Source organism: Planctomycetaceae bacterium (assembly GCA_041398785.1).
In the GTDB taxonomy this organism is placed as follows: domain Bacteria; phylum Planctomycetota; class Planctomycetia; order Planctomycetales; family Planctomycetaceae; genus JAWKUA01.
Map to the genome: position 1 here is coordinate 300,863 of JAWKUA010000005.1, position 20,051 is coordinate 320,913.

Genomic DNA, 20,051 nt, shown 5'->3' on the forward strand with positions numbered 1-20,051 from the left:
ACCGCGGGCTTTGATCATTCCGGTGAATGTCCGGAATCAGCCTGCCGCGCCCATCGTCCGGCGCAATTGCCTTCATCGCTGGATGAACAACGCAGCGACGATCCAAAGGAAACCGTGACGCGGCGTTGACAGCCTCATCAGCGATCCGAATACACGGTCACGGATTCGGAAACGACCAGTGGTTCCTGCATCTGCTTGTAGCGAACCATGGCCTTCACGGCACCATTTTGCACGGGTCGCTGACCCTGCAGCCGCAGCTCGAAGCTTTCCTGCTGGCCTGGCGGAATTCGCACCACGGTTTCAAACCGCGCGGAGTTGTTCTGGCCGGGAAACGCGGGCTTGTCGGGACTGCCGGCTCCCACGATCTTGATTTCCGGCGGAACCTGAACGATCAGTTCCACGTCGGTGGCGTCCGCTGTGCCTCGATTGTCGATGCTGATGGAAAAGCCGAATGTTTCACCGATGGCCATCGGACCGTCAAGACGGCTGATGTCGGCGCTGACATTGTGCAGATCCTGGACGGAAGTGATCTGATCGGCCTGACTTCGAAAGCCCGCGTTTTCGATGACGGTCACGACGGAACGCTGTTCTCCTGCCATCAGCGGCGCGAGTTCGATCTGCAGCAGCTTCTGCTTGCCGGCCTTCAGTTCGGCGATCTTCCACACCACGGTTCGGTCCTGCGGATTGTACAGCCCGTTGTCGCTGGCGGAGACGAACTTCATGCCGTCGGGAATCTGTTCAATGACTTCAGCATCAAAGGCATCGAATGTGGTTTCGTTCTGGATGACGTTTTCATAGGTCGCGGGACGCCCGACAAATCGCCGGCTGGCTCCGCGGCGTTCCAGCTGCAACTGCTTGCCGATGACGGTGACGGGGGAAACGGCCTGAGCCTTCGCGCCGCCCAGGGCGGTGGCTTCGGCGACGGTTCGGTACTGTCCGGGATCGGCGGCAACCACGGACAGCACGATTTCCCGCTGTTCATCCGGCCGCATCAGCGGGATTTCGTATTCCAGGTCTCCGCCTTCGGGATGCCGCAGCGACGGCGGCAGGACGGTGCGAACGTAGACGTCGCGAGCCTCACCGCTGCCGCGATTGGTGATGACGTAGTGATAGTCCACTTTGTCCCCAATCCGGACTTCGGCCGGGCCAGTCATCTGCAGCTCCAGTTTGGGAGCACGAATGACCGTAGTTGCCTTGACCTGCGCCTTGAACTGCACCGTGGCGACTCCGTCCAGCGTTCCTTCGCCTGTAGGGACAATCGTGACCTGAAGTTCGCGTTCTTCGTTCGGCGGCAGGCTTTCAAACGACCAGCTCATCTTGCGCGTTCTCTGGTCGAACTCCGCGTTGGGCCGCGTTCCTTCCAGAGTCGCCGCGGCCGGCAGTTCATCTTCCACCACAACGTCGTATGCCACCGACTGGCCTTCGTTGCGAACAACAATCGTGTAGGGCACAGGGACGCCGACGGTTGCGTTTTCCGGAGCATTCTTGCGCACGGTCAGATGCGGCCGCATGACTGCCGAAACGGGCCGAACCGCCGGATCGGAAATCACAGGGCGAGTGTTGAAATCGCTGAGTCCGCCGGCCGGTGTTCGAGAAGCTGGCTGTCCTGCGGAACCGTTGGGTGTTTCAGATTCAAACGGCGCCGCATTGCGCGGCGCCGCGGGATTGCGCGGAGCCGCTCCGCGATCGTCGAAACGGAAATCGCGGGAATCGGCGTCGTCGAACGGATCGGCGTCGTCGAAGTCCGGAGCGGACCTTGTCCCGGAAGGCGGCGGTGTCGACCGCAGATTGCCGGCGCCGGATCCGAGTTCCGGGATCGTCAGCGGTGAATCGTTGTTGCGTCGCGGCGAACCGAAATCAATCGTGTCCGGTGTTTCGCCTGATGCCAGATCTTCCGCGAACGGCAGCGCGTCCTCGTCGTCCGCATCACTGAACGCACCGCCCTGAGGATTCGATCCGCGGGGGCTGGCGGCCAACGGCGGATCGTCGTCGTCACCGAAAAATCCATTCGTGGGAACATCCGCTGCCGCAGGGCGGGCTGCCGGCGCGGGCGTTCGTTCAGAGCCATTTCCGTGCGGCGTTGTTCGCGACGGCTGAACCGGCGTCGGCTCGGCATCGAAATCGAACGGCGACGGTTCCAGGTCAGGCTCCGTTTCCGCGGGGACCGGTATACTGCGGCGGTTGTCTGTGTCGGTGTCGCCGGCGTCAAATCCGCCGAATGGATTGTCCGATTCCGGATCGGAGTCAGACAATGATCGCGGGTCCTGGTCGTCGGAGAAATTGGTGCGACCACTTCCGGTGTTTGGCGGGTTGTTGCCGATCGGCGCGTCGCGTTCGTCATCACCAAAGAACAGCAGCGGTGAACTTTCCTCGGCGGAACGCGCTGACGGCGGAGTCTGTGTCCGCACGTCGCGAGGAATCGGGACGGCGTGGTCATCCTGGTCACGGCTGAATGCCGCGATGCCGGCATTGTCCGGTTGCCGGGAAGGCTGTGGTTCGGCAGTCGCGGAATCGTCGTCAAACGAAAACGGATCGGCTTCCGCGGACTCGCTCGTGTTCGCGTTGGCTGCGGTCGTGACAGCGTCGTCGCCAAACGGATCCTCTTCGCTGAATCCGACCGGCTGAACAGCGACGGTCGTGGCCGCGGCAGGAACGCGGAACTCCACCGGATCATTGTCCGCATGTGCGGCGGTGTGAATGTGCGAATCCGGTTCCGGTGCGGCGTGAGCGTCGGCGGAATCCGATCGTTCGAAGGCTTCAAACGGGTTGCCGCCCGATGCCAGCTGCTCGCGCCGCACGTTTGTGTCGATGGGAACCGAACGCTCCGTCACCCCCTGTCCGGAACCGTAGAACGCAGCCGCTGAGTGCGACGAATCGTCACCAAACGCCATCCGGGAAGAGTCATTGGCAGCAACGGCAGGTTCGTTCAGTTCGAACGAGCGGTTCGAAGCATCTTCCCCGGCGAAGCGCTGCTCGAACTCTGACAGAGTCAGTTTGGCATCAGAAGTCTGGTCGCCGCTGGATTCTGCTGTTGCTTCGTCTTCGGTTGTCGCGGACTCATCCTGCGATTGGCCCGCGAGCGGCAGGTTTGGAAGGCGATTCTGAACTTCGACAACGACCAGACCGCCGATGCCGATGACACCAAGAATCGAAACCAGTTTCCAGATTGAATTTTGCATGGGAATCCGTTCCCGTCGACGATGCCAGTGCGCCGCACAATGAGCCCCCGCAGCGCATGAATCCTTCCCTGGAGGCCGTTACAAACGGCGTCCGGCGGTGTCTTAGCAGAATCTGAAAACTGCCGGAAGAGGACTTTGTCCGGCGAATTCTGCCGCTGCCATTCTGGCGATCACGAGGCCGCCGAAGGCTTCGGCGACAGCGGTGAACGCTTGCGGCATTCGTCGGCCTGGACAACTGCACCAAACCTGCTGTGCTGTCAAACACCGTTGTGATGTGTGGCACTGGCTTTTCCAGTGGCTTTAGTTTCGCAGACGCACTGGCAAAGCCAGTGCCACGCAACTCATCCGCTTCAGTGCTGACGAAGCGCGGCGACGAGCGGCGCGTTCCGATTCGACTCATGCCGTGTGACGAATGGCGCGTGAGTGTTCGGCGGTCGAAGGCGGCACGACCGGGAATTCGATGATCTGAAGTGGTGCCTGCAGGATCGCCGGTTTCGGAAAATGGCGGCGTCCAACTGCCTTCTGCAGCAGAACCGAGGCCGTGTGCAGGATGACCAGCAGGTCTCTTAATGCCGTGCGGTGCTGCAGATGATGCAGTTCCAGAGCCATCTTTTCCGGCAACAGTCGCGTGACGTACAGGTCTTCCGCGTCGACATTCGAGTCCGAAAGGATCTGTTCGCCGTGAGTGTAATAGTAGACGCTTCCCGGGCCGGTCAGTCCGGGCCGCACTTGCAGCGTCTTTTGGTATTCAAAGTTGTAGTAGTGTTCGACAATGTCGACGGCCTCCGGTCGCGGTCCGACAATGGCCATGTCGCCTTTCAGAATGTTCCAAAACTGCGGCAGTTCGTCGATTTTCAGCAGTCGCAACACGCGTCCGACAAAGAACACTCGCGGATCGTGAGCAGCCGTGATGGAACTGCCGACGACCTCGCGGCAGTGCATCGTTCGCAATTTGTACATGGCAAACCGGTGGCCATCCTTTCCAACCCGGGACGCCTCATAGAACGCAGGCCCCTTGCTGGACAGCCGAACACACAGCCCAGCCAGCAGAATGACGGGCGCGAACAGCAACAGCGCGATGGCTGAAACAATGATGTCAAACGCGCGTGTTGTCATTTCAGCAGGTCCGACTCAGAACCAGTCACAATCCGCGGTTCAGCGGGAAATCCGTGAACCGGCACGTCGATCTCAGCCGCGTCCCCATTCTCGATGACGCGGCCGGTCTGTTGTCCCGAAATTCTCTTTTTGGACCGCCCGCCGTTGGAAACGCGGGAAATTGAACGCAACCGGATCTCCGGCGGCAGTTTCAGCAACTCATACGATCGGAACCGCTTCCGGAAGGAATTGGCAACTTCGGCGGGAGGCTATCGCTGAGGCGCAATTTGGGTCAATACAAATGCCTGCATGGTGGAAATTGCCGGTGCCGCACCCCAGAATGTACGCGATTCGTCTCAGGAATTACCTCACGCTGCCGTGACACTGCATTGGGGAATGCACTCACGGCCGAAGAAAACGATAGGTCGGCGGCTCTCTGTGACCTGTAGGCAAGATCTTCCGGCAACAGGATTCCGGAATCAGCGCCAGTGCTGCACAGGTCGATCTAGGGGTTAGCCACGCGGTTACGCGCAGTTTCTGCGGTTCGTGTTACTGGTCCGGCAACTCCTGCAGCAAGAAATCACCCACCAGCTTATGAATTCATCAAACACTTCCAAAGCAGTGCGGAATTCTCAGGGCGGATTCCTGATTTGGAATGGCATGAAGCTGTCCGGGGTCGCAAGGCTGCTGACTTCGCGGCCGTCGATGCATGTCAGTCGGTTGCATCGCATTTTGCCGCTGCCGCTGTTCGGAGCCTACAACTCCACGATGGCTGCGATTGAAGACCTGATCTACGGCCGAGCGGTTGCCGAAACCAGGATCGAACAGCCGCCGCTGTTTGTTCTGGGGTACTGGCGAAGCGGAACGACGCTGCTGCAGACGCTGTTGGCACACGACAGGAACTTTCAATATCTGAACCTGTACCAGGCTCTGTTTCCGTGGCACTTTCTGCTGACGGAAAAGGTGACCACAAAGCTGACCGCGCGGTTCGTCCCGAAAGCCCGCCCGATGGACAACATGCAGGTGTCCTGGGATTCGCCGCAGGAAGACGACATGGCGTCGTGCGTGATGAGCGGCATCTCGCCCTGCTCGGTGGTGTCGCATCCTCACGACTATCGGCACTTCTGGAAGGCTCTCAGCTTCGACACGCTGTCCGAAACGGAACTGAACCGCTGGAAGTCGTGTTTTCTGACACTGCTGAAGAAGCTGACCTACCGGTCAAACAAGCGCGTGCTGCTGAAGTCGCCTTACCACACATTTCATATTCCGACGCTGCTGGAGATGTTTCCGGAAGCGAAATTCGTTTACATCCATCGCCACCCGTACCACGTGTTCCGCTCCGCCTGCCACCTGCGGCACCGCATGATTGCTGAAAACACGCTGGGAAGGGATCTGTTTATCAACACCGAGGAAGAGGTGATCCGCAGCTACCGCCGCGGGTTTGAGCTCTACGAACGCGATCGGCTGTTGATACCCGACGGCAATCTTTGCGAAGTGTCGTTCGAGCAACTGGAATGCGACCCGTTGTCGGAACTCGAACGCGTCTATGCATCGCTGAACCTTCCCGGATTCGACGATGTGGCCGAATCTGTCACCAGAGAACTTCCGAGTCTGCAGCGATACCGCAAGAACAAGTTTCCAAACGATCCCGAATGGGCCGCTGTCGTCTACGAACAACTGCGTGACGCGTTTGAACGCTTCTGCTACGAAGCTCCGGAAACTTCCGACCTGCACGCGATGCCCGCGGCATAGTGGTGCTGCACAAAGGCCGGTATTGGGTTCTGGACATCACTGAAGCCCCGGAGGAACGGCCGGGCTGAAGGTAGTCGGCATCAATCTCCGGCCCTGCGGCACCAGACACCGTGGCCACTGGTTCAGCAACGTGCGGAATAGTCCGTCGCTGACGGCATTGTGATCGATGGAAACCGGCACGGGCGAGCGGGCGAGCCCAGGGAAACGATTGCGGTCGGTAAAACAAGTTGCAAGACTCTGCCTCGCTTGCAGGTTCTCCCGGTACTCGTTCAGAAAGCAGGAACCCCGAAACATGGCAACGGCATCAGCTCGCCATATACTCGTCGATGACGAAACCCGATGCGAAGAGTTGAAACAGCAGATTGAGTGCGGAGCGGACTTCGCCGAGCTGGCCAGAGCGCACAGTGCCTGCCCGTCCGGTGCTCGCGGCGGCGATCTGGGAACATTTGAAAAGGGCCAGATGGTCCCGGAATTTGACAGCGTCGTGTTCAGCGACGCTCTCAACAAGGTCCTGGGTCCGGTCAGGACTCAGTTCGGCTTCCACCTGCTCGAAATCACAGCCCGGTGCGACTAGTCGGGTCTGAATACAGGCTCGCATTACGGCGTGGGAGAATTGAATCTGATCCCATGCCTGTCGATCGAACAAAGAACCTCCCGCATATGCGCGCGGGAGGTTTTTTTGTTGACGTCGGAAGATACAAGGCCTGCGGCAGAAGAGATGTACCCTCCCGTTGAAACGGGAGGGTGAAGCAACTGCTGTTATGCATTGGCCAATTCCAATCTGCCGATCGTCAAAAATATCGTGTGCCGTTCTGCGCTATTCGACGTCGACGGTCACAAATCGGGAAACGCTGTCTTCGCCCTGAGTAATCCGGACAAGCAACAGGACTTTGCCTGTCGCTGCTGCGGCGTTCATGGCATTGGCGGCATCGTCCACGGTCCGAATCGGCTGGCTGCCGATCCGAGTGATGACCATGCCGGGATTGAGTCCCGCACGAGCGCCGGTGCCGCGGCGGTCGACCGACGTGATGACGACACCGCTGGAATCTGGCAGACCGAGCTGTTGAGCGAGTTCATTGGTCAGGTTCTGAACGGCCACTCCGATGCCAGCCAGTTCCGCGGCTCCGTCGCCACCGTTGTCGTTATCGTCGCGGGTTTCGGGACTCGTGGCCCGCGCCGGGCTTTGCGGTCGTTTGGAGACGGTGATTCGCAGAACGCGTTCCTGTCCGTTTCGCAGAATTCGGATATCGTGAGGCTGACCGATTTCCAGACGCTCGACCGCACCCAGCATGCTGCGGTCGCTGGTGATCGCTTTTCCGGCAACATCCAGTATTACGTCACCGACCGCGAAGCCGGCCTTTTCTGCGGGTGAGTCCTGCACGACTCCCGTGACCACAATTCCGCGCGGAATTGTCAGGTTGAATGCTTTGGCCAGTTCGGCGTCGATCTCCTGCATCTCGATGCCCACGAAAGCGCGTTCGACGGTGCCGTCGGCGAGCAACTGTTCGGCAACCCATTTCGCAAGACTGACGGGAACGGCGAATCCGACGCCGTCGTATCCGCCGGCCCGCGTGGAAATCGCCGTGTTGATGCCGATGACTTCGCCCCGCAGATTCACCAGCGGTCCGCCGCTGTTGCCGGGGTTGATCGCCGCGTCGGTCTGAATGAATTCCTGAGCCATGCGGTCATCCCGAACGGCTCGCGACTTGGCGCTGATGATGCCCTGCGTCACCGTGCGGTCCAGGCCGAACGGACTTCCGAAGGCCAGCACCCAGTCACCGATTTCCGATTCGCTTTCGTCGCCGAGCGGCAGAAACGGCAACTGTTCATCGATGCGGATCCTGACCACAGCGACGTCCGATCGTTCGTCGGCCCGGATATCGGTCGCGGTGAATTCCCGGCCGTCACTGAGCCGCACGATGACTTCTTCGGCATCAGCGACGACGTGATTATTCGTCATGACAATGCCGTCCGGAGATACAATGAAACCGGAACCCTGGCCGTCCGGCAGTCGTTGTTCAAATTCGCGAGGCTGCTGGTTGCGAAACTGGCGGAACCGCGGATCGTTGCCGAAGAACCGCTGAAAGAACGGATCATTGAACGGTGAGGACGGATCGTCGAATGGCGATGACTGGTCGACCGAGCGCTTGACGACTCGGCCTGTCGTTTTAATGGAAACCACGGCCGGCAAAGCCGCGCGGGAAACCGACCGAAAGGCGCCGGAAAGCTGATCGGCGTGTTCCGCGCCCGGAACCGGACGGCCGCGTTCAACAACCGGCAACGGCGGAAGTGCATCCTTTCGCGGAGCTTCTGCAGTCTGCGACAAGGCCTGCGCGGTCCACGGAAACTGTGACTGATGAAAAACTCCCGCAGCCAGCAAACCGAGCAACATTCCCGTGATCAGGGTTGGCCATCGGAACTTGTTCATGGTGCCATTTCTCCTCTTTTCATTCGATCAACATTCAAACTTGACCATCAGCGATTCTGCCGGTTTCGCGGCGACCCGGAAGCAAGGTGGAACCCGAATCTGCCAGCGCGGCAGAATGCCGACATTGCAAACAAAAATGATGCCAAACGTCCCGTCGCGGGCGGAATCCGCGGCGCCTGTCGCCACGCGTTTCGTGTCGCGCGGACTGATCTGGCGAAAAACCGGGGAAAAATTATACCCTGCCGCATCAGTCCGTCATCAAGGCAAGGAAGCCATTCATGCGAGACAAATTTCTGCCGTTCGCTCCACCGCTGGTCGGTGAAGAAGAAATCTCCGAGGTCATCGATACTCTGAAATCCGGCTGGCTGACGACCGGCCCGAAGACTCGCACGTTCGCAGAACGATTCTCCGAATACACGAACGCTCCGGCCGCGCTGCCCGTCAGTTCCTGCACGGCCGCACTGCACCTGGCACTGCTGACATCGGGTGTCGGCCCCGGCGATGAAGTGATTACCACGCCGCTGACGTTCGCCGCGTCGGTCAACACGATCGAACACGCCGGAGCCCGTCCGGTTCTGGTTGATGTCGAACCAGACACGCTGAACATTGATCCCGAGAAGATCGAAGCGGCGATCACGCCGAAGACAAAGGCAGTCGTTGCGGTCCACTACGCCGGTCATCCCGTGGAGCTGGATGCGATCCGGACAATCACCGACAACCACGGCCTGACGCTGATCGAAGACGCGGCACACTCCATCGGAGCGGCCTGGCGAGGACAGCCCGTCGGTTCCGGGACCAACCCGGCGTGCTTCAGCTTTTACGCCACGAAGAACCTGACGACCGGCGAAGGAGGAATGCTGACGGGAACATCCGAACGCATTGAAGATGCCCGCATACTGAGTCTGCACGGCATGAGTCGCGAAGCATGGAGCCGCTATGCCGCCGGAGGCAAGTGGGCTTACGACATCGTCGCTCCCGGCTTCAAGTACAACATGACCGACATCCAGGCAGCCTTGGGGCTGCAGCAACTGCGGCGATTTGAAGCCATGCAGCAGCGCCGCCGTGAAATCGTCGCCCGGTATCAGTCAGCATTCGGGAACAATGCCGCGTTCCAGATGCCCGTCCATCGCAGCCACGTGACTCACGCCTGGCACCTGTTCGTGCTCAGAATCCGCGAATCCGAACTTGCAATCGATCGCAGCCGGTTCATCGAGGAACTGACGGCGAGAAACATCGGTACTTCAGTGCACTTCATTCCGATTCACCTGCATTCCTACTATCGGAACAAGTACGGGCTGCGGGATGCCGATCTGCCAGTCGCATTCGACAACTACCAGCGCATGCTGAGTCTTCCGCTGTCCGCCGCGATGAGCGATCAGGACGTCGCCGACGTCATTGAAGCCGTACTGGATGTCGCGGCCGGATTTCGGCGAAAGCGCGCAGCGGCCTGATGTCTGGTCAGCCGAGTATCGATGGACCACGCTCAAGCGCGCGACAATCGGGGCTGGCGCCCTGCCGGGGTCGCACAACCCGGGAACCACATTTTCGCAGAAGTTGTGCGGCACCGAGGGAAAGCCTTTTGCAGCGTCCTGCTGCAATCGTGTGCCGCGTGTCCGAACAGCGTCGGTCAGCGGTTTCCGATCGCTGTGTCACACTCCTTCTGCGAAGACGCGCTGCCTGGCTCGGAGGGCAGAGCCGTGACCACCATGTATTCCCGAGATGCCGGGGCCGCACCGACGCGTCGGCATTTCTTCCAACGATCGAGTTTACCGAATTCGTAATATGTAAAGTCCGGTGATTTTCCATGGCACGTGAACTCATCACTCGACTACACTCTCCGGATTGTCCGGAAACTTCCATCCAGGGTGTTCGTCCGTGAAACCGCTGACTCAGGCAACCGCAGTATTTAGCCGAATCGCCGCCCTGGCTGCGATTCTGGTCAGCGGTTTCGGACAGACGGTTCACATTCACCAGGAATGCGGACAGCACGGATGCGCAAGTCACTGCCAGGTCTCGGGTTCCGCGACCGATTCGCCAGGACATGCGGACACGCATCACTGCTGCTCGCACGGGCACGCTGCCGCCCCGCAGGATTCTGAAGTTCCGGCGAACAGCCATGTACCGCAACCGGGACACGATGACAGCCACTGTGCCGTCTGTTCTGTCCTGGCGCAGGCCCCGCAGGCGCCCGACATTGCGGGGCTGCCGGACGTCGTCGAAACCGTAGGCATCGTCCGCGAAGCCAGACGCGTTGTCGTCGTCAGCCGGGTTGCCTTCGTCGTGCAGACGCGCGGACCGCCAGCCTGCGCCGCTGATCCCGCTGCCTGAGACTCGCACGGACGACGATCCACTGCGAGCTTACCTGCCTGAGTGCAGGCGCCGGTCGTAGCGAACGGCCGTGCCGGCAGCCGGGTCAATTCCCGATGTGTGATCCCGTGTCTCTGAACGCTGCGCCACGAATTGCCGCGCGATCGAACGCCGGATCGGCCTTCATTCATCGATCTTCCCCGCACGCACTGAAGCTGTGTGCGCGTTGCAAAGGCTGCTCGTCATGAAACTCACGATACCAAACCGAAGCCGCGTTCGCGGTTTCACTCTGATCGAACTGCTGGTCGTCATCGCCATCATTGCCGTGTTGATCGCGCTGCTGCTGCCCGCCGTCCAGCAGGCGCGCGAAGCCGCGCGGCGGACTCAATGCCGCAACAACCTGAAGCAAATCGGCCTGGCGCTGCACAACTACCACGACGTTCACCGCACCCTGCCGTCCGGCTGGATTGCCGTGCTGAACGGGCAACCCAGCCCGCACGACGGACTGTCCGGCTTCGGATGGGCCACGATGATTCTTCCTTATCTGGACCAGCAGAACCTTTACAACCAGCTTGATCTCAACCTGGCAGTGAACGACCACCGCAACGAACCGTTCATTCGAAAGAGAATCACGGCCTACGTGTGTCCGTCGGATCCTCAACCGGAAACGTGGTGGATTCACGAAGCCGATCACAGTCACGGTCATGTCGCACCGGCGACGATGCAGCAGGACCATGTCGATCTGGCCGAACTGGCAACCGCCAACTACGCGGGAGTCTTCGGAACTCAGGACCTGCATCTTTGTGAACACGTCAGCGGCGCGTGTCTCAGCGACGGAACGTTCTACCACAACAGCAGTGTCCGGCTGCGAGATCTGACGGACGGAACTTCAAGCACGCTGATTGTCGGAGAACGACTGACGAAGCCCGAGCTGGAGTGGTTTACGACCTGGTCGGGAATGGTGCCGGAAGGCGAAGAGGCGTTTTCGCGAATCCTGGGATCCACCGACCACACTCCGAATAGTCGTGCCCTGCATCTCGACGATTTCAGCAGTCACCACACAGGCGGAGCACTGTTTTGTCTCGGCGACGGTTCGGTGCATTTCATCAGCGAAAACATCGACCACGGCGTGTACCAGAAGCTGGCGACGATCGCCGGCGGTGAGGCCGTTGGTGAGTTTTGACGGCAGACCGGAAACCGCGAAGTTCGGGAAATCTTCGCGTCACCGGCCTGTCGTCGACTGAGAAACGCGGCGATGGCGTGTGACATTTGGCAGGCCATTCGACGCGTTACCATTTCCAGTCCGTTACGCCCTTCAGGTTCTGGATGCGTTCGGCCGGCCACTTGCCGCCGTGTAGTTGAATGAACGTGTCGGCGGCCATGGCGTAAGTATCGTCGTGAGATTCCTGGTCCATGCCGGCAACGTGACCGCTGAGGATGACGTTCGACAACTGCAGCAACGGGCTGGAAGTCGGCAGCGGTTCCGTTTCGAACACGTCGAGCCCGGCGGCCCGCAGTTTTCCGGTCTGAAGCGCGTCAACCAGCGCCGGTTCATCGACCAGCGGACCTCGCGATGTGTTGATCAGCACCGCCGTCGGCTTCATCTTCGCGATCGTATCGGCGTTGATCATATGCCGCGTTTCCGGGACGACCGGAGCGTGCAGCGATACATAGTCGGATTCCGACAGCAACTGATCGAAGGACACCAGCCGAATACCGTGTTCATTGACAAATTCCGGGGCCGCGAACGGATCCGCGGCAATCACCGTCATTCCCAGGCCAATCGCGCGCGTGGCCGTGGCCCGCCCGATGCGGCCCAGACCGACCAGTCCCAGGGTGCTGCCCATCACTCGGGGCAGCGCGATGCGAGTCCATTCGCCGCGGCGGACTTCCTGGTCCAGCCGGGGAAACCCGCGCGCGAGCGCCATCAGCATCGCGATGGCATGTTCGGCCACGGAGTGATGGTTGACTCCGGGAGTCGTCGCGACGACGACACCGCGACGGTCGCTTTCCGGCAGATCGACGGCATCGAAGCCAACGCCAGCGCGACAGATGACGCGCAGATCGGGGCTGTTGGCAATCACGCCGGCCGTGATCGGCTCCGAACCGGCCAGGATTCCGTGGTAGCCCTGGACAGCATTCGTCAGGACGTCTTCGTTCCACAGGTTCAGATTGCGGGGCACAACGTCGCATTCGAACCCGGCGGCTTTCAGTGTGTCGAAATGAGGTCCGGTTTCGGCGTTGAGCGCCGTGCAGAGGATTCGTGGCATGTTCGGTTTCGTCACCTTTGGTCGGTAAATTGGCGGGAATGGCCGATGCCGGAGTTCGGCACCAGGCGCGGATGTTAAGCGACGCCGCTGCGCTTCGCTCGGCCGCGACGAAAAATCGCCGCACTTCCGTCGCCGACTTGCCGTCCCGGCGCCTCAACGCTGAACCCGGAAAGAAATGCACGACGGATTGGCGATTCGGTCGAACAGACGTCCCGCCGCAGCGTGAGTTCCCGGCAGCGGCTGGCTTCGGCACAGCGCTGGAATCCTTTTTCACCGGCAGCGGACTTCCCAGCGGAATGGTTTTTTCCGTAAGATCTTGCTGTGAAAGCCGCAGGGAAGTATCAATTGCTGAGTATTCCTGCATATTACTGGTTGGGAATCCGCTGAAGTCGATTCCCGCCAATCCACTGTTCCCAGAGAAGGAGGAAACTATTAAACGCTCTCGTCCCACCGCGGCTCCCCAGGTAAACACTCCGCGGATGAATGAACGCATTCGCATTTCTCCGATTCGCGTCGTCAACGCCGAAGGAGAAATGCTTGGGGAAATGGAAACGGAAGAAGCTCTCAGAATGGCGATGGATCAGGGGCTGGACCTTGTGGAAGTCAGTCCGGACGCCCGCCCGCCGGTTTGCCGCATCATGAATTACGGCAAAGTGATCTATGAGCGCCAAAAGAAGTCCAGCGGGCCCAAACAGCATCGCACGCAGTTGAAGCAGCTGCGGTTGCGGGCAAAGACCGGGGCTCACGACATTGAAGTCAAAGTCAACAAGGCTCGGGAGTTTCTGGGCCGGCGTGACAAGGTGAAGATCAACGTGATGTTCCGCGGTCGCGAGAACGCTCACCACGACCGCGGTCGGGAGATGCTGGAAGAAATCGTCGAATCGCTGAAGGACGTGGCCACCGTCGAACAGTCGCCGCGGATGGAAAGCGGCCGGATGATGTCCGTCCTGCTGTCTCCGCATGCCAAGTGACCGGCATCGCCTGTGCGGGATAGAAACGCATAGCCGATTCCTCACCGGCGGACACCGCGCTTCGGGTCACGGTGTTTCAGTAAGCGCGGTTCACCAACTGTTTCAGGGCGCAATCCGGTGAGAATCACGCCCCTGCTATTCGTCCTGCTTTGTACGCTGACGCGACCGGCCACGGCTGTGGATCGGCCGAATGTCGTGTGGCTGGTGTCGGAAGACAACTCCGTTCACTACCTGAAGCTTTACGATCCGCACGGAGCGGAGACACCGCGCGTTGCCGAACTCGCGGAACACGGTCTGGTCTTTGACCACGCGTTTTCAAACGCTCCCGTTTGCAGTGTCGCCCGGACAACTCTGGCCACGGGCTGCTACGCACCGCGGATCGGCACTCAGTTCCACCGCAAATCCGTGGCCGTGCCGATGCCGGACGGGCTGGCGATGTTTCCGGAGATCCTGCGAAACGCCGGCTACTACACCGCCAACAACAACAAGACCGACTACAACGCCATCCCCGGTGGCCGCGTCTGGGATGATTCGTCCCGGTCCGCGACGTGGAACGGCCGACGAACCGGGCAACCGTTCTTTTACATGCAGAGCTTTCCCGTCTGCCACGAAAGCTCGCTGCATTTCAACGAACAGCAGATGCTCAGCGAGTCGACGACAGCCGACCCGGACTCCGCGTTTGTTGCTCCGTATCACCCCGACACACCCGTCTTTCGATACACCGCCGCCCGGTATCACGACCGGATCGCTCAGATGGATCAGCAGATTGGAGCCGTCGTCGATCAGCTGACGGCCGACGGTTTGCTGGAAGAGACATTCATCTTCTATTTTGGCGATCACGGTGGAGTTCTGCCGGGAAGCAAGGGGTACGCTCGCGAATGCGGCCTGCACGTGCCGCTGGTCATTCGTGTGCCGGACAAGTGGGCTCATCTGGTTGACGCCGGCGTCGGATCACGGCAAACCGGCTTCGTCAGCTTCATCGACTTCGCGCCGACCGTGCTGAATCTGGCGGGAATCTCCGTGCCCGATCAAATGGATGGACGACCGTTCGTGGGTTCCGGCATCACTCAGGCGGAACTGAACGCCCGCGACGAAGCATTCGGCAGCGCGGACCGTTTCGACGAAAAGTACGATCAGGTGCGCAGTCTTCGGCGGGGACGATACGAGTACATTCGCAACTACCAGCCGTTCAATTTCGACGGCCTGCAAAACAATTATCGCTACCGGATGCTGGCGTGGCAGGAATGGCGGCAGATGTTTCTGGCCGGCACCCTGAACGATGCTCAGCGCCGGTTCTTCCTTCCGCGACCGGCCGAACAGCTCTTCGACGTGGAAGCGGATCCGCATGAAGTCAATGACCTGGCAGACGACCCACAGCATGAGCACGTCCTGGCGGAGCTTCGGCAGCGGATGACGGAATGGACGAAGTCGCTGCCGGACCTGAGCTTCTATCCGGAAAGTGTCCTTGCCGAATCGGCCTTTTCCGATCCGACTACCTTCGGACAGGAGAACCGTCAGGCGATCGCCGCGTACGTTGACATCGCGGATCTGCAGCTAATTCCGTTCGCGCAGGCGGAACAGCGCATTGAGGCGGCACTACAGTCGGACGATCCATGGCAGCGTTATTGGGGACTGATCACCTGCAGCGTTCACGGTCTCCAGGCAGCGAAATTCGCGAAAACAGCCGGACATCTTGCCGAGAATGATCCGGAAGGGCTGGTGCGTGTGCGCGCCGCCGAGTTCCTGGGACTGATTTCCGCGACGGACCCGCAGGCCGTGATTCTCAACGCATTAACAGAATCTGATTCGGCGCTGGAGGTCGGACTGATGCTGAATTCCGTTGTGCTGCTGCGCGATGGCCGACCGGGTTACGAATTTCGTGTTTCACCGGAGCTGTTTTCGCCGACGGTTAGAAACGACGACACGGTTGCCCGCCGGCTGGAGTACCTGGTTCCATAGCGAATTCGGGGAAGCATCGCGTTGCAGAACGCACGTTGATGTGACGCGCGGCGGACAACATCGTACGATGATACCCCGAGCGGGGCGATTTGAGGTATTCTGGCTCGCGGCATGAAGAAGTGCGAAAAGTATCAGAGTTCGCCGCGGCCAGTATGATTGCTCTGACCGTTTCGATTCCCCAAGTGCCGGAATTTCCCAATGCGATTGCCCCGACTGCTCCTGCTGCTGACCCTCACGCTGTCCTGCGCCGCTGACTGTTCCAGTGCCGATGACAGGCTGGTGTTCGATGCAAAAAACGCGGAAGGCAAGCCGCCGCACGTGGTCCTGATTGCCGGCGACGACGAGTATCGGACGGAAGAATCGATGCCGATGCTGGCGAAGATCCTCAGTCAGAAACACGGCTTCCAATGCACCGTTCTGTTTGCCTTCGGGCCGGACTCAGCCGACTACATCGATGCCAACAACCACCAGGGGCTTCGCGGCCTGGACGCACTGGATGACGCCGATCTGATGATTATCGGAACGCGCTATCGGCAGCCGGATGCCGCCGGAGCAAAGCATGTGACGGACTTTCTGAATGCCGGCAAGCCAATCATCGGCATTCGCACTTCAACGCATGCGTTCAACGGTGACGGCAGCTTCGGAGGCATCGGGTACGCAGAATTCGGTCGGAAAGTGCTGGGCGAGGAATGGGTCAGCCACCACGGCAGGCACAAGGTGGAAGGCGCTCGAGGAGTCATCACGGAAGACTTCGCCGACCACCCGATTCTGAACGGAGTCACCGACGTGTTCGCTCCCAGCGATGTTTACGGCGTCATCCATCTGACGGACGACGATCAAATCCTGATGAAGGGAGCGGTGACGGAAAGTCTTGACCCCGGCTCAGCCATCGTCGATGGCCCGGTGAACGATCCCATGCAGCCATTCGCGTGGCTGCACACCTACGAAAGTCCGGACAGGAAGAAGACAGGCCGTTCGTTCTGCACGACCGCCGGCGCGTCGGTTGATTTGGTGAACGAAGATCTGCGGCGGATGCTTGTCAACGCGGCCTTTTTCTTGCTCAACAAAGACGTTCCGGAACACGCGGATGTCGACTTTGTGGACCCGTTTTATCCCAGCTTCTACGGCTTCATCACCGATAAGTCGTACTGGAAGAACGCGAATCTGAAACCCGCTGATCTGGGACTGGGCAAGAGCCCGCGACTGCCCGATCCGCCGGGAAGTCCCGAGTGGAATTTCCGTCCGGTTCCGCCGCAGTAGCGCTACTCGCGGGATTCGCCCTGCTGTCGCCACTCAACAAAAAAGCCCCGCAATCCGATCAGGCTGCGGGGCTTCGTTCGTTGTTGCCGGAGCCGGCTATTTCTGAGGCATGCCGCCGGCGGAAGGCAGTCCATCCTTCGATGGTCCTCCGCCGGGAGGCCCCGCAGTGGGATTCTCCGGAATCACCGGATCATTGGAACCGCCGCAGCCAATCATGCAGCTTGACAGAAACAACCCGAACAGCACTGAACGCACAATTCTCATTGCAAACTGTTCCGCAAGAACAAGGGTGATGCCACAGCCCGGATTCCCGACGAAGTGTGGCGAAGCTCAACTGATCGTCTTCAAACCTTGATGCCGCATGGCAGCCGACTTGTGCCGGACCCCGCCCGGAAGCAGCGATCCGGCAGCCGACGGCCCTGACAGGGAACATCAGAATTCACTGACGGGATTCCCTTCGCTCATCGATGCCAGACTGTGCAGAACTCCGTTGATCCATGTGGCGTCGATGTTTTCTGAAAGGAATCGAACGGAACCATCGCCCATCAGCACCTGAATTCCCCCGATGTGAAAGCTGTTCAGCTGATTGTAGTCGTCGCCAAACCCCCATCCGGTCGGGAACGCACCATTGTCGATCCACATAAAGCCGTATTGAGGCCCGCCGGTGACTTCCACAAACGCCAGCGTGTTGGACGAACCGTCAAGCATGTCACGGAAGCGAGTTTTCGTCCCGCTGCCGAACAGACCCTTGTAGCGCGAAAAACCGTTTTCCAGGTGTCCGCCGATCGGGCCGCCCATCGGAAGGTAGTTCGTCAACTGAATTTCCGGGACGGACCCGAACCAGTATTCCGTTCCCCAGGTGCCGCTGCTGCCAGGAGCACATCCGCCACCGGAACCATCGGCGTCGGTACACCATGAGTGCAGTCCGGGAAGTGCTCCGGAACCGGTGATTTGCGGATCAGACGGGCAAAGGTACATGGGCAGCTTGATCTGCGCGTCGTCCCAGTCCAGATCCCACCAGTACTGCCGACGACCCTGTGGATCCGGGTACGGCAGAATGTCGTATCCCTTCCACGACTGGATCTGGTTGTACAGATTGCCCTGTTCCATATAGGGCAGCAGCAGTGCATGAGCACTTAAAACGTCATTCTGGCGTGTGACAGCCAGATCCCAGGACCCCAGCCGGGCCGGGCTGGGGCTGTCTTCGAAGGACACCTTGGCTGGCGGAAAATGACCGTACGTGTCGTGGTGATTGTGAAGCGCCAGCCCGATCTGCTTCAGGTTGTTCTTGCACTGAGTGCGTCGTGCGGCTTCGCGAGCCTGCTGGACGGCCGGCAGCAGCAGCGCGATCAGGATTGCGATGATCGCGATGACCACCAGCAATTCAATCAGCGTAAACCCGCCGCGAAGTTCCGGCTTCGTCCTTCGTGTCAAGTGTCTGCAATTGTGCATTCAAGGTCCTCCAAGTGGGAAATCTGAAAAATTAACACCAGTGAAAATCCCGGCTGCCATGCAGATTAGGCACTATTCATGCCAAACGTAACTCCGGGGGACGAAAAAGTGGGCCAATGTGCACATCCACGGTCTCTCGCAATGGCAGCGAAACTGCTTAACCGCAGGTTCAGATTACCGAGGATACCTCTTGACGCAACGACGGAAATTCAGGGAAGCCGGACGGCGGCGCCGCTGTGTTCGCGGAAATACCGTTCGTTTGGGCGGCACTGGTGCTGACATATCGTTCATCGTTGCTCGGAACCGCCACGCCGCCGCAACAGCCGTTGCCAGCCCGTGCGTGCATCGCGGAAAAATCCGAAATTGATCAATGAGCGGTGGCGCGAGGGACATCTGTACCGGATGTGTACAATTGTGCTGACGTGTTTTGCAAAGGCGTCGTGTTATTCCGCGCCGGGATTGTTGCTGCGGACGGTACGATGAAGGGCACTGTCGGCCGGAGAATGCCGCGTCGGACATGCGACGATGACCACGATCAGCCGGTGGTTGTGCGCCACCGTCATCCGCATGAGAACAGGTGAGCGTGATGGACAGCGAGAACCCGTATCTCGTCTCAAGTGAATGTGCGGGCGACGTCGCCGAGTTGCCGGATTTCTCCGAACCAACCGAATTCATGATCGTCGGAGATCTGCTCGTGTGTGGTCCGGAACTGGACCTCCCTGCCGTTTGCGTGATGACAGGTGCGACAGAATCGCTTGCCAGTGTATGGGAGGCGACTCAGCTTCCGTCGTTCAAGGTCACCGTGATTCCGAGGCAGTGTCATGTGAGATACTACCTATCGGAAGGGCTCAGCCGGCGTCGAAGTCGCTATGTGTGGCTCTTGTGCGCGACGTTGCTGCTGGCATTGACGATGTTGGCCGGTGCGCACCTGCGGCTGACAACTTTGAACCCGATTTTCATGGCCGTCATGATGATCCTGGTTGTCGCGTCGCTGATTCTTCTGCACCGGAGCTCGGTCTCTCTACAGGTCATCCGCTTCGAGGCGCCTGGCAGGTATTGGATTCGCGGCTTTCCGCCGGAGTACCTGCAACGGATTGCCCCGTGGGCACGGCACTGAACTCGTTTCAATCCGCGGCGCGGAACGCGTTCCGCCGAGACGACTGCTGTCGGCACTAACCCGGATTATTCACGGGTTTGTACGACGGGACTCCGATCCCGTCGAATTGCAGCAACGGGATCGGAGTCCCGTCGTAAAGTGTGCATTTCGCCGATTCGAGATCACTTCCGTTTCCAGGACGCTTTACGTCAGGAATTGCTGATCGCGTGAATCATCCGGGCTAGCGCCGCCGATGATCGGCGACGCCGGTACTCACGACGA

Annotated in this window: 15 protein-coding genes; 9 read left to right on the forward strand and 6 right to left on the reverse strand. The window is 59.8% G+C overall.

What is annotated here, in order from left to right; genetic code table 11:
• Positions 1-137: 137 nt before the first annotated feature.
• The gene (locus tag R3C19_08270; protein MEZ6060340.1) at positions 138-3,179 is read right to left on the reverse strand and encodes a hypothetical protein; all 3,042 of its coding nucleotides are present in this window, start codon (positions 3,177-3,179) and stop codon (positions 138-140) included.
• Positions 3,180-3,575: 396 nt separating this feature from the next.
• On the reverse strand, positions 3,576-4,295 hold the full coding sequence (locus R3C19_08275) for a sugar transferase (GenBank protein MEZ6060341.1): 720 nt from the start codon (positions 4,293-4,295) through the stop codon (positions 3,576-3,578).
• A 639-nt stretch (positions 4,296-4,934) separates the two neighbouring features.
• On the opposite strand from R3C19_08275, the gene R3C19_08280 reads away from it, so the two are divergent.
• Entirely contained in the window at positions 4,935-6,026 is a 1,092-nt protein-coding gene (locus R3C19_08280; GenBank protein ID MEZ6060342.1) for a sulfotransferase, read from the forward strand.
• 292 nt (positions 6,027-6,318) lie between these two features.
• A complete protein-coding gene (locus R3C19_08285; protein ID MEZ6060343.1) occupies positions 6,319-6,600 on the forward strand; it encodes a peptidylprolyl isomerase in 282 nt (93 codons plus the stop codon).
• A 243-nt stretch (positions 6,601-6,843) separates the two neighbouring features.
• Here the strand turns inward: R3C19_08285 and R3C19_08290 are convergent, their stop codons facing one another.
• The gene (locus R3C19_08290) at positions 6,844-8,454 is read right to left on the reverse strand and encodes a Do family serine endopeptidase (protein ID MEZ6060344.1); all 1,611 of its coding nucleotides are present in this window, start codon (positions 8,452-8,454) and stop codon (positions 6,844-6,846) included.
• 278 nt (positions 8,455-8,732) lie between these two features.
• On the opposite strand from R3C19_08290, the gene R3C19_08295 reads away from it, so the two are divergent.
• From R3C19_08295 to R3C19_08305, 3 genes are all read left to right on the forward strand, one after another.
• Entirely contained in the window at positions 8,733-9,905 is a 1,173-nt protein-coding gene (locus tag R3C19_08295; GenBank protein MEZ6060345.1) for a DegT/DnrJ/EryC1/StrS aminotransferase family protein, read from the forward strand.
• Between the two features lie 424 nt (positions 9,906-10,329).
• The gene (locus tag R3C19_08300; protein MEZ6060346.1) at positions 10,330-10,782 is read left to right on the forward strand and encodes a hypothetical protein; all 453 of its coding nucleotides are present in this window, start codon (positions 10,330-10,332) and stop codon (positions 10,780-10,782) included.
• Between the two features lie 223 nt (positions 10,783-11,005).
• Positions 11,006-11,944, forward strand: a complete 939-nt coding sequence (locus R3C19_08305) for a DUF1559 domain-containing protein (protein MEZ6060347.1) — start codon at positions 11,006-11,008, stop codon at positions 11,942-11,944.
• A 106-nt stretch (positions 11,945-12,050) separates the two neighbouring features.
• Here the strand turns inward: R3C19_08305 and R3C19_08310 are convergent, their stop codons facing one another.
• The gene (locus R3C19_08310; GenBank protein MEZ6060348.1) at positions 12,051-13,031 is read right to left on the reverse strand and encodes a phosphoglycerate dehydrogenase; all 981 of its coding nucleotides are present in this window, start codon (positions 13,029-13,031) and stop codon (positions 12,051-12,053) included.
• Between the two features lie 479 nt (positions 13,032-13,510).
• Between R3C19_08310 and infC the strand changes: the two genes are divergently transcribed.
• From infC to R3C19_08325, 3 genes are all read left to right on the forward strand, one after another.
• On the forward strand, positions 13,511-14,002 hold the full coding sequence (gene infC, locus R3C19_08315; GenBank protein ID MEZ6060349.1) for a translation initiation factor IF-3: 492 nt from the start codon (positions 13,511-13,513) through the stop codon (positions 14,000-14,002).
• A gap of 117 nt (positions 14,003-14,119) precedes the next feature.
• Positions 14,120-15,961 (forward strand): sulfatase, encoded by a 1,842-nt coding sequence (locus R3C19_08320; protein ID MEZ6060350.1) that lies wholly within the window; start codon positions 14,120-14,122, stop codon positions 15,959-15,961.
• A gap of 198 nt (positions 15,962-16,159) precedes the next feature.
• The gene (locus R3C19_08325) at positions 16,160-17,221 is read left to right on the forward strand and encodes a ThuA domain-containing protein (protein ID MEZ6060351.1); all 1,062 of its coding nucleotides are present in this window, start codon (positions 16,160-16,162) and stop codon (positions 17,219-17,221) included.
• A 96-nt stretch (positions 17,222-17,317) separates the two neighbouring features.
• Here R3C19_08325 and R3C19_08330 read toward each other — a convergent pair whose 3' ends face one another.
• Positions 17,318-17,485 (reverse strand): hypothetical protein, encoded by a 168-nt coding sequence (locus R3C19_08330; protein MEZ6060352.1) that lies wholly within the window; start codon positions 17,483-17,485, stop codon positions 17,318-17,320.
• A gap of 168 nt (positions 17,486-17,653) precedes the next feature.
• A complete protein-coding gene (locus R3C19_08335; protein ID MEZ6060353.1) occupies positions 17,654-18,655 on the reverse strand; it encodes a DUF1559 domain-containing protein in 1,002 nt (333 codons plus the stop codon).
• A 604-nt stretch (positions 18,656-19,259) separates the two neighbouring features.
• Here R3C19_08335 and R3C19_08340 point away from each other — a divergent pair.
• The gene (locus R3C19_08340) at positions 19,260-19,790 is read left to right on the forward strand and encodes a hypothetical protein (protein ID MEZ6060354.1); all 531 of its coding nucleotides are present in this window, start codon (positions 19,260-19,262) and stop codon (positions 19,788-19,790) included.
• Positions 19,791-20,051: the final 261 nt, after the last annotated feature.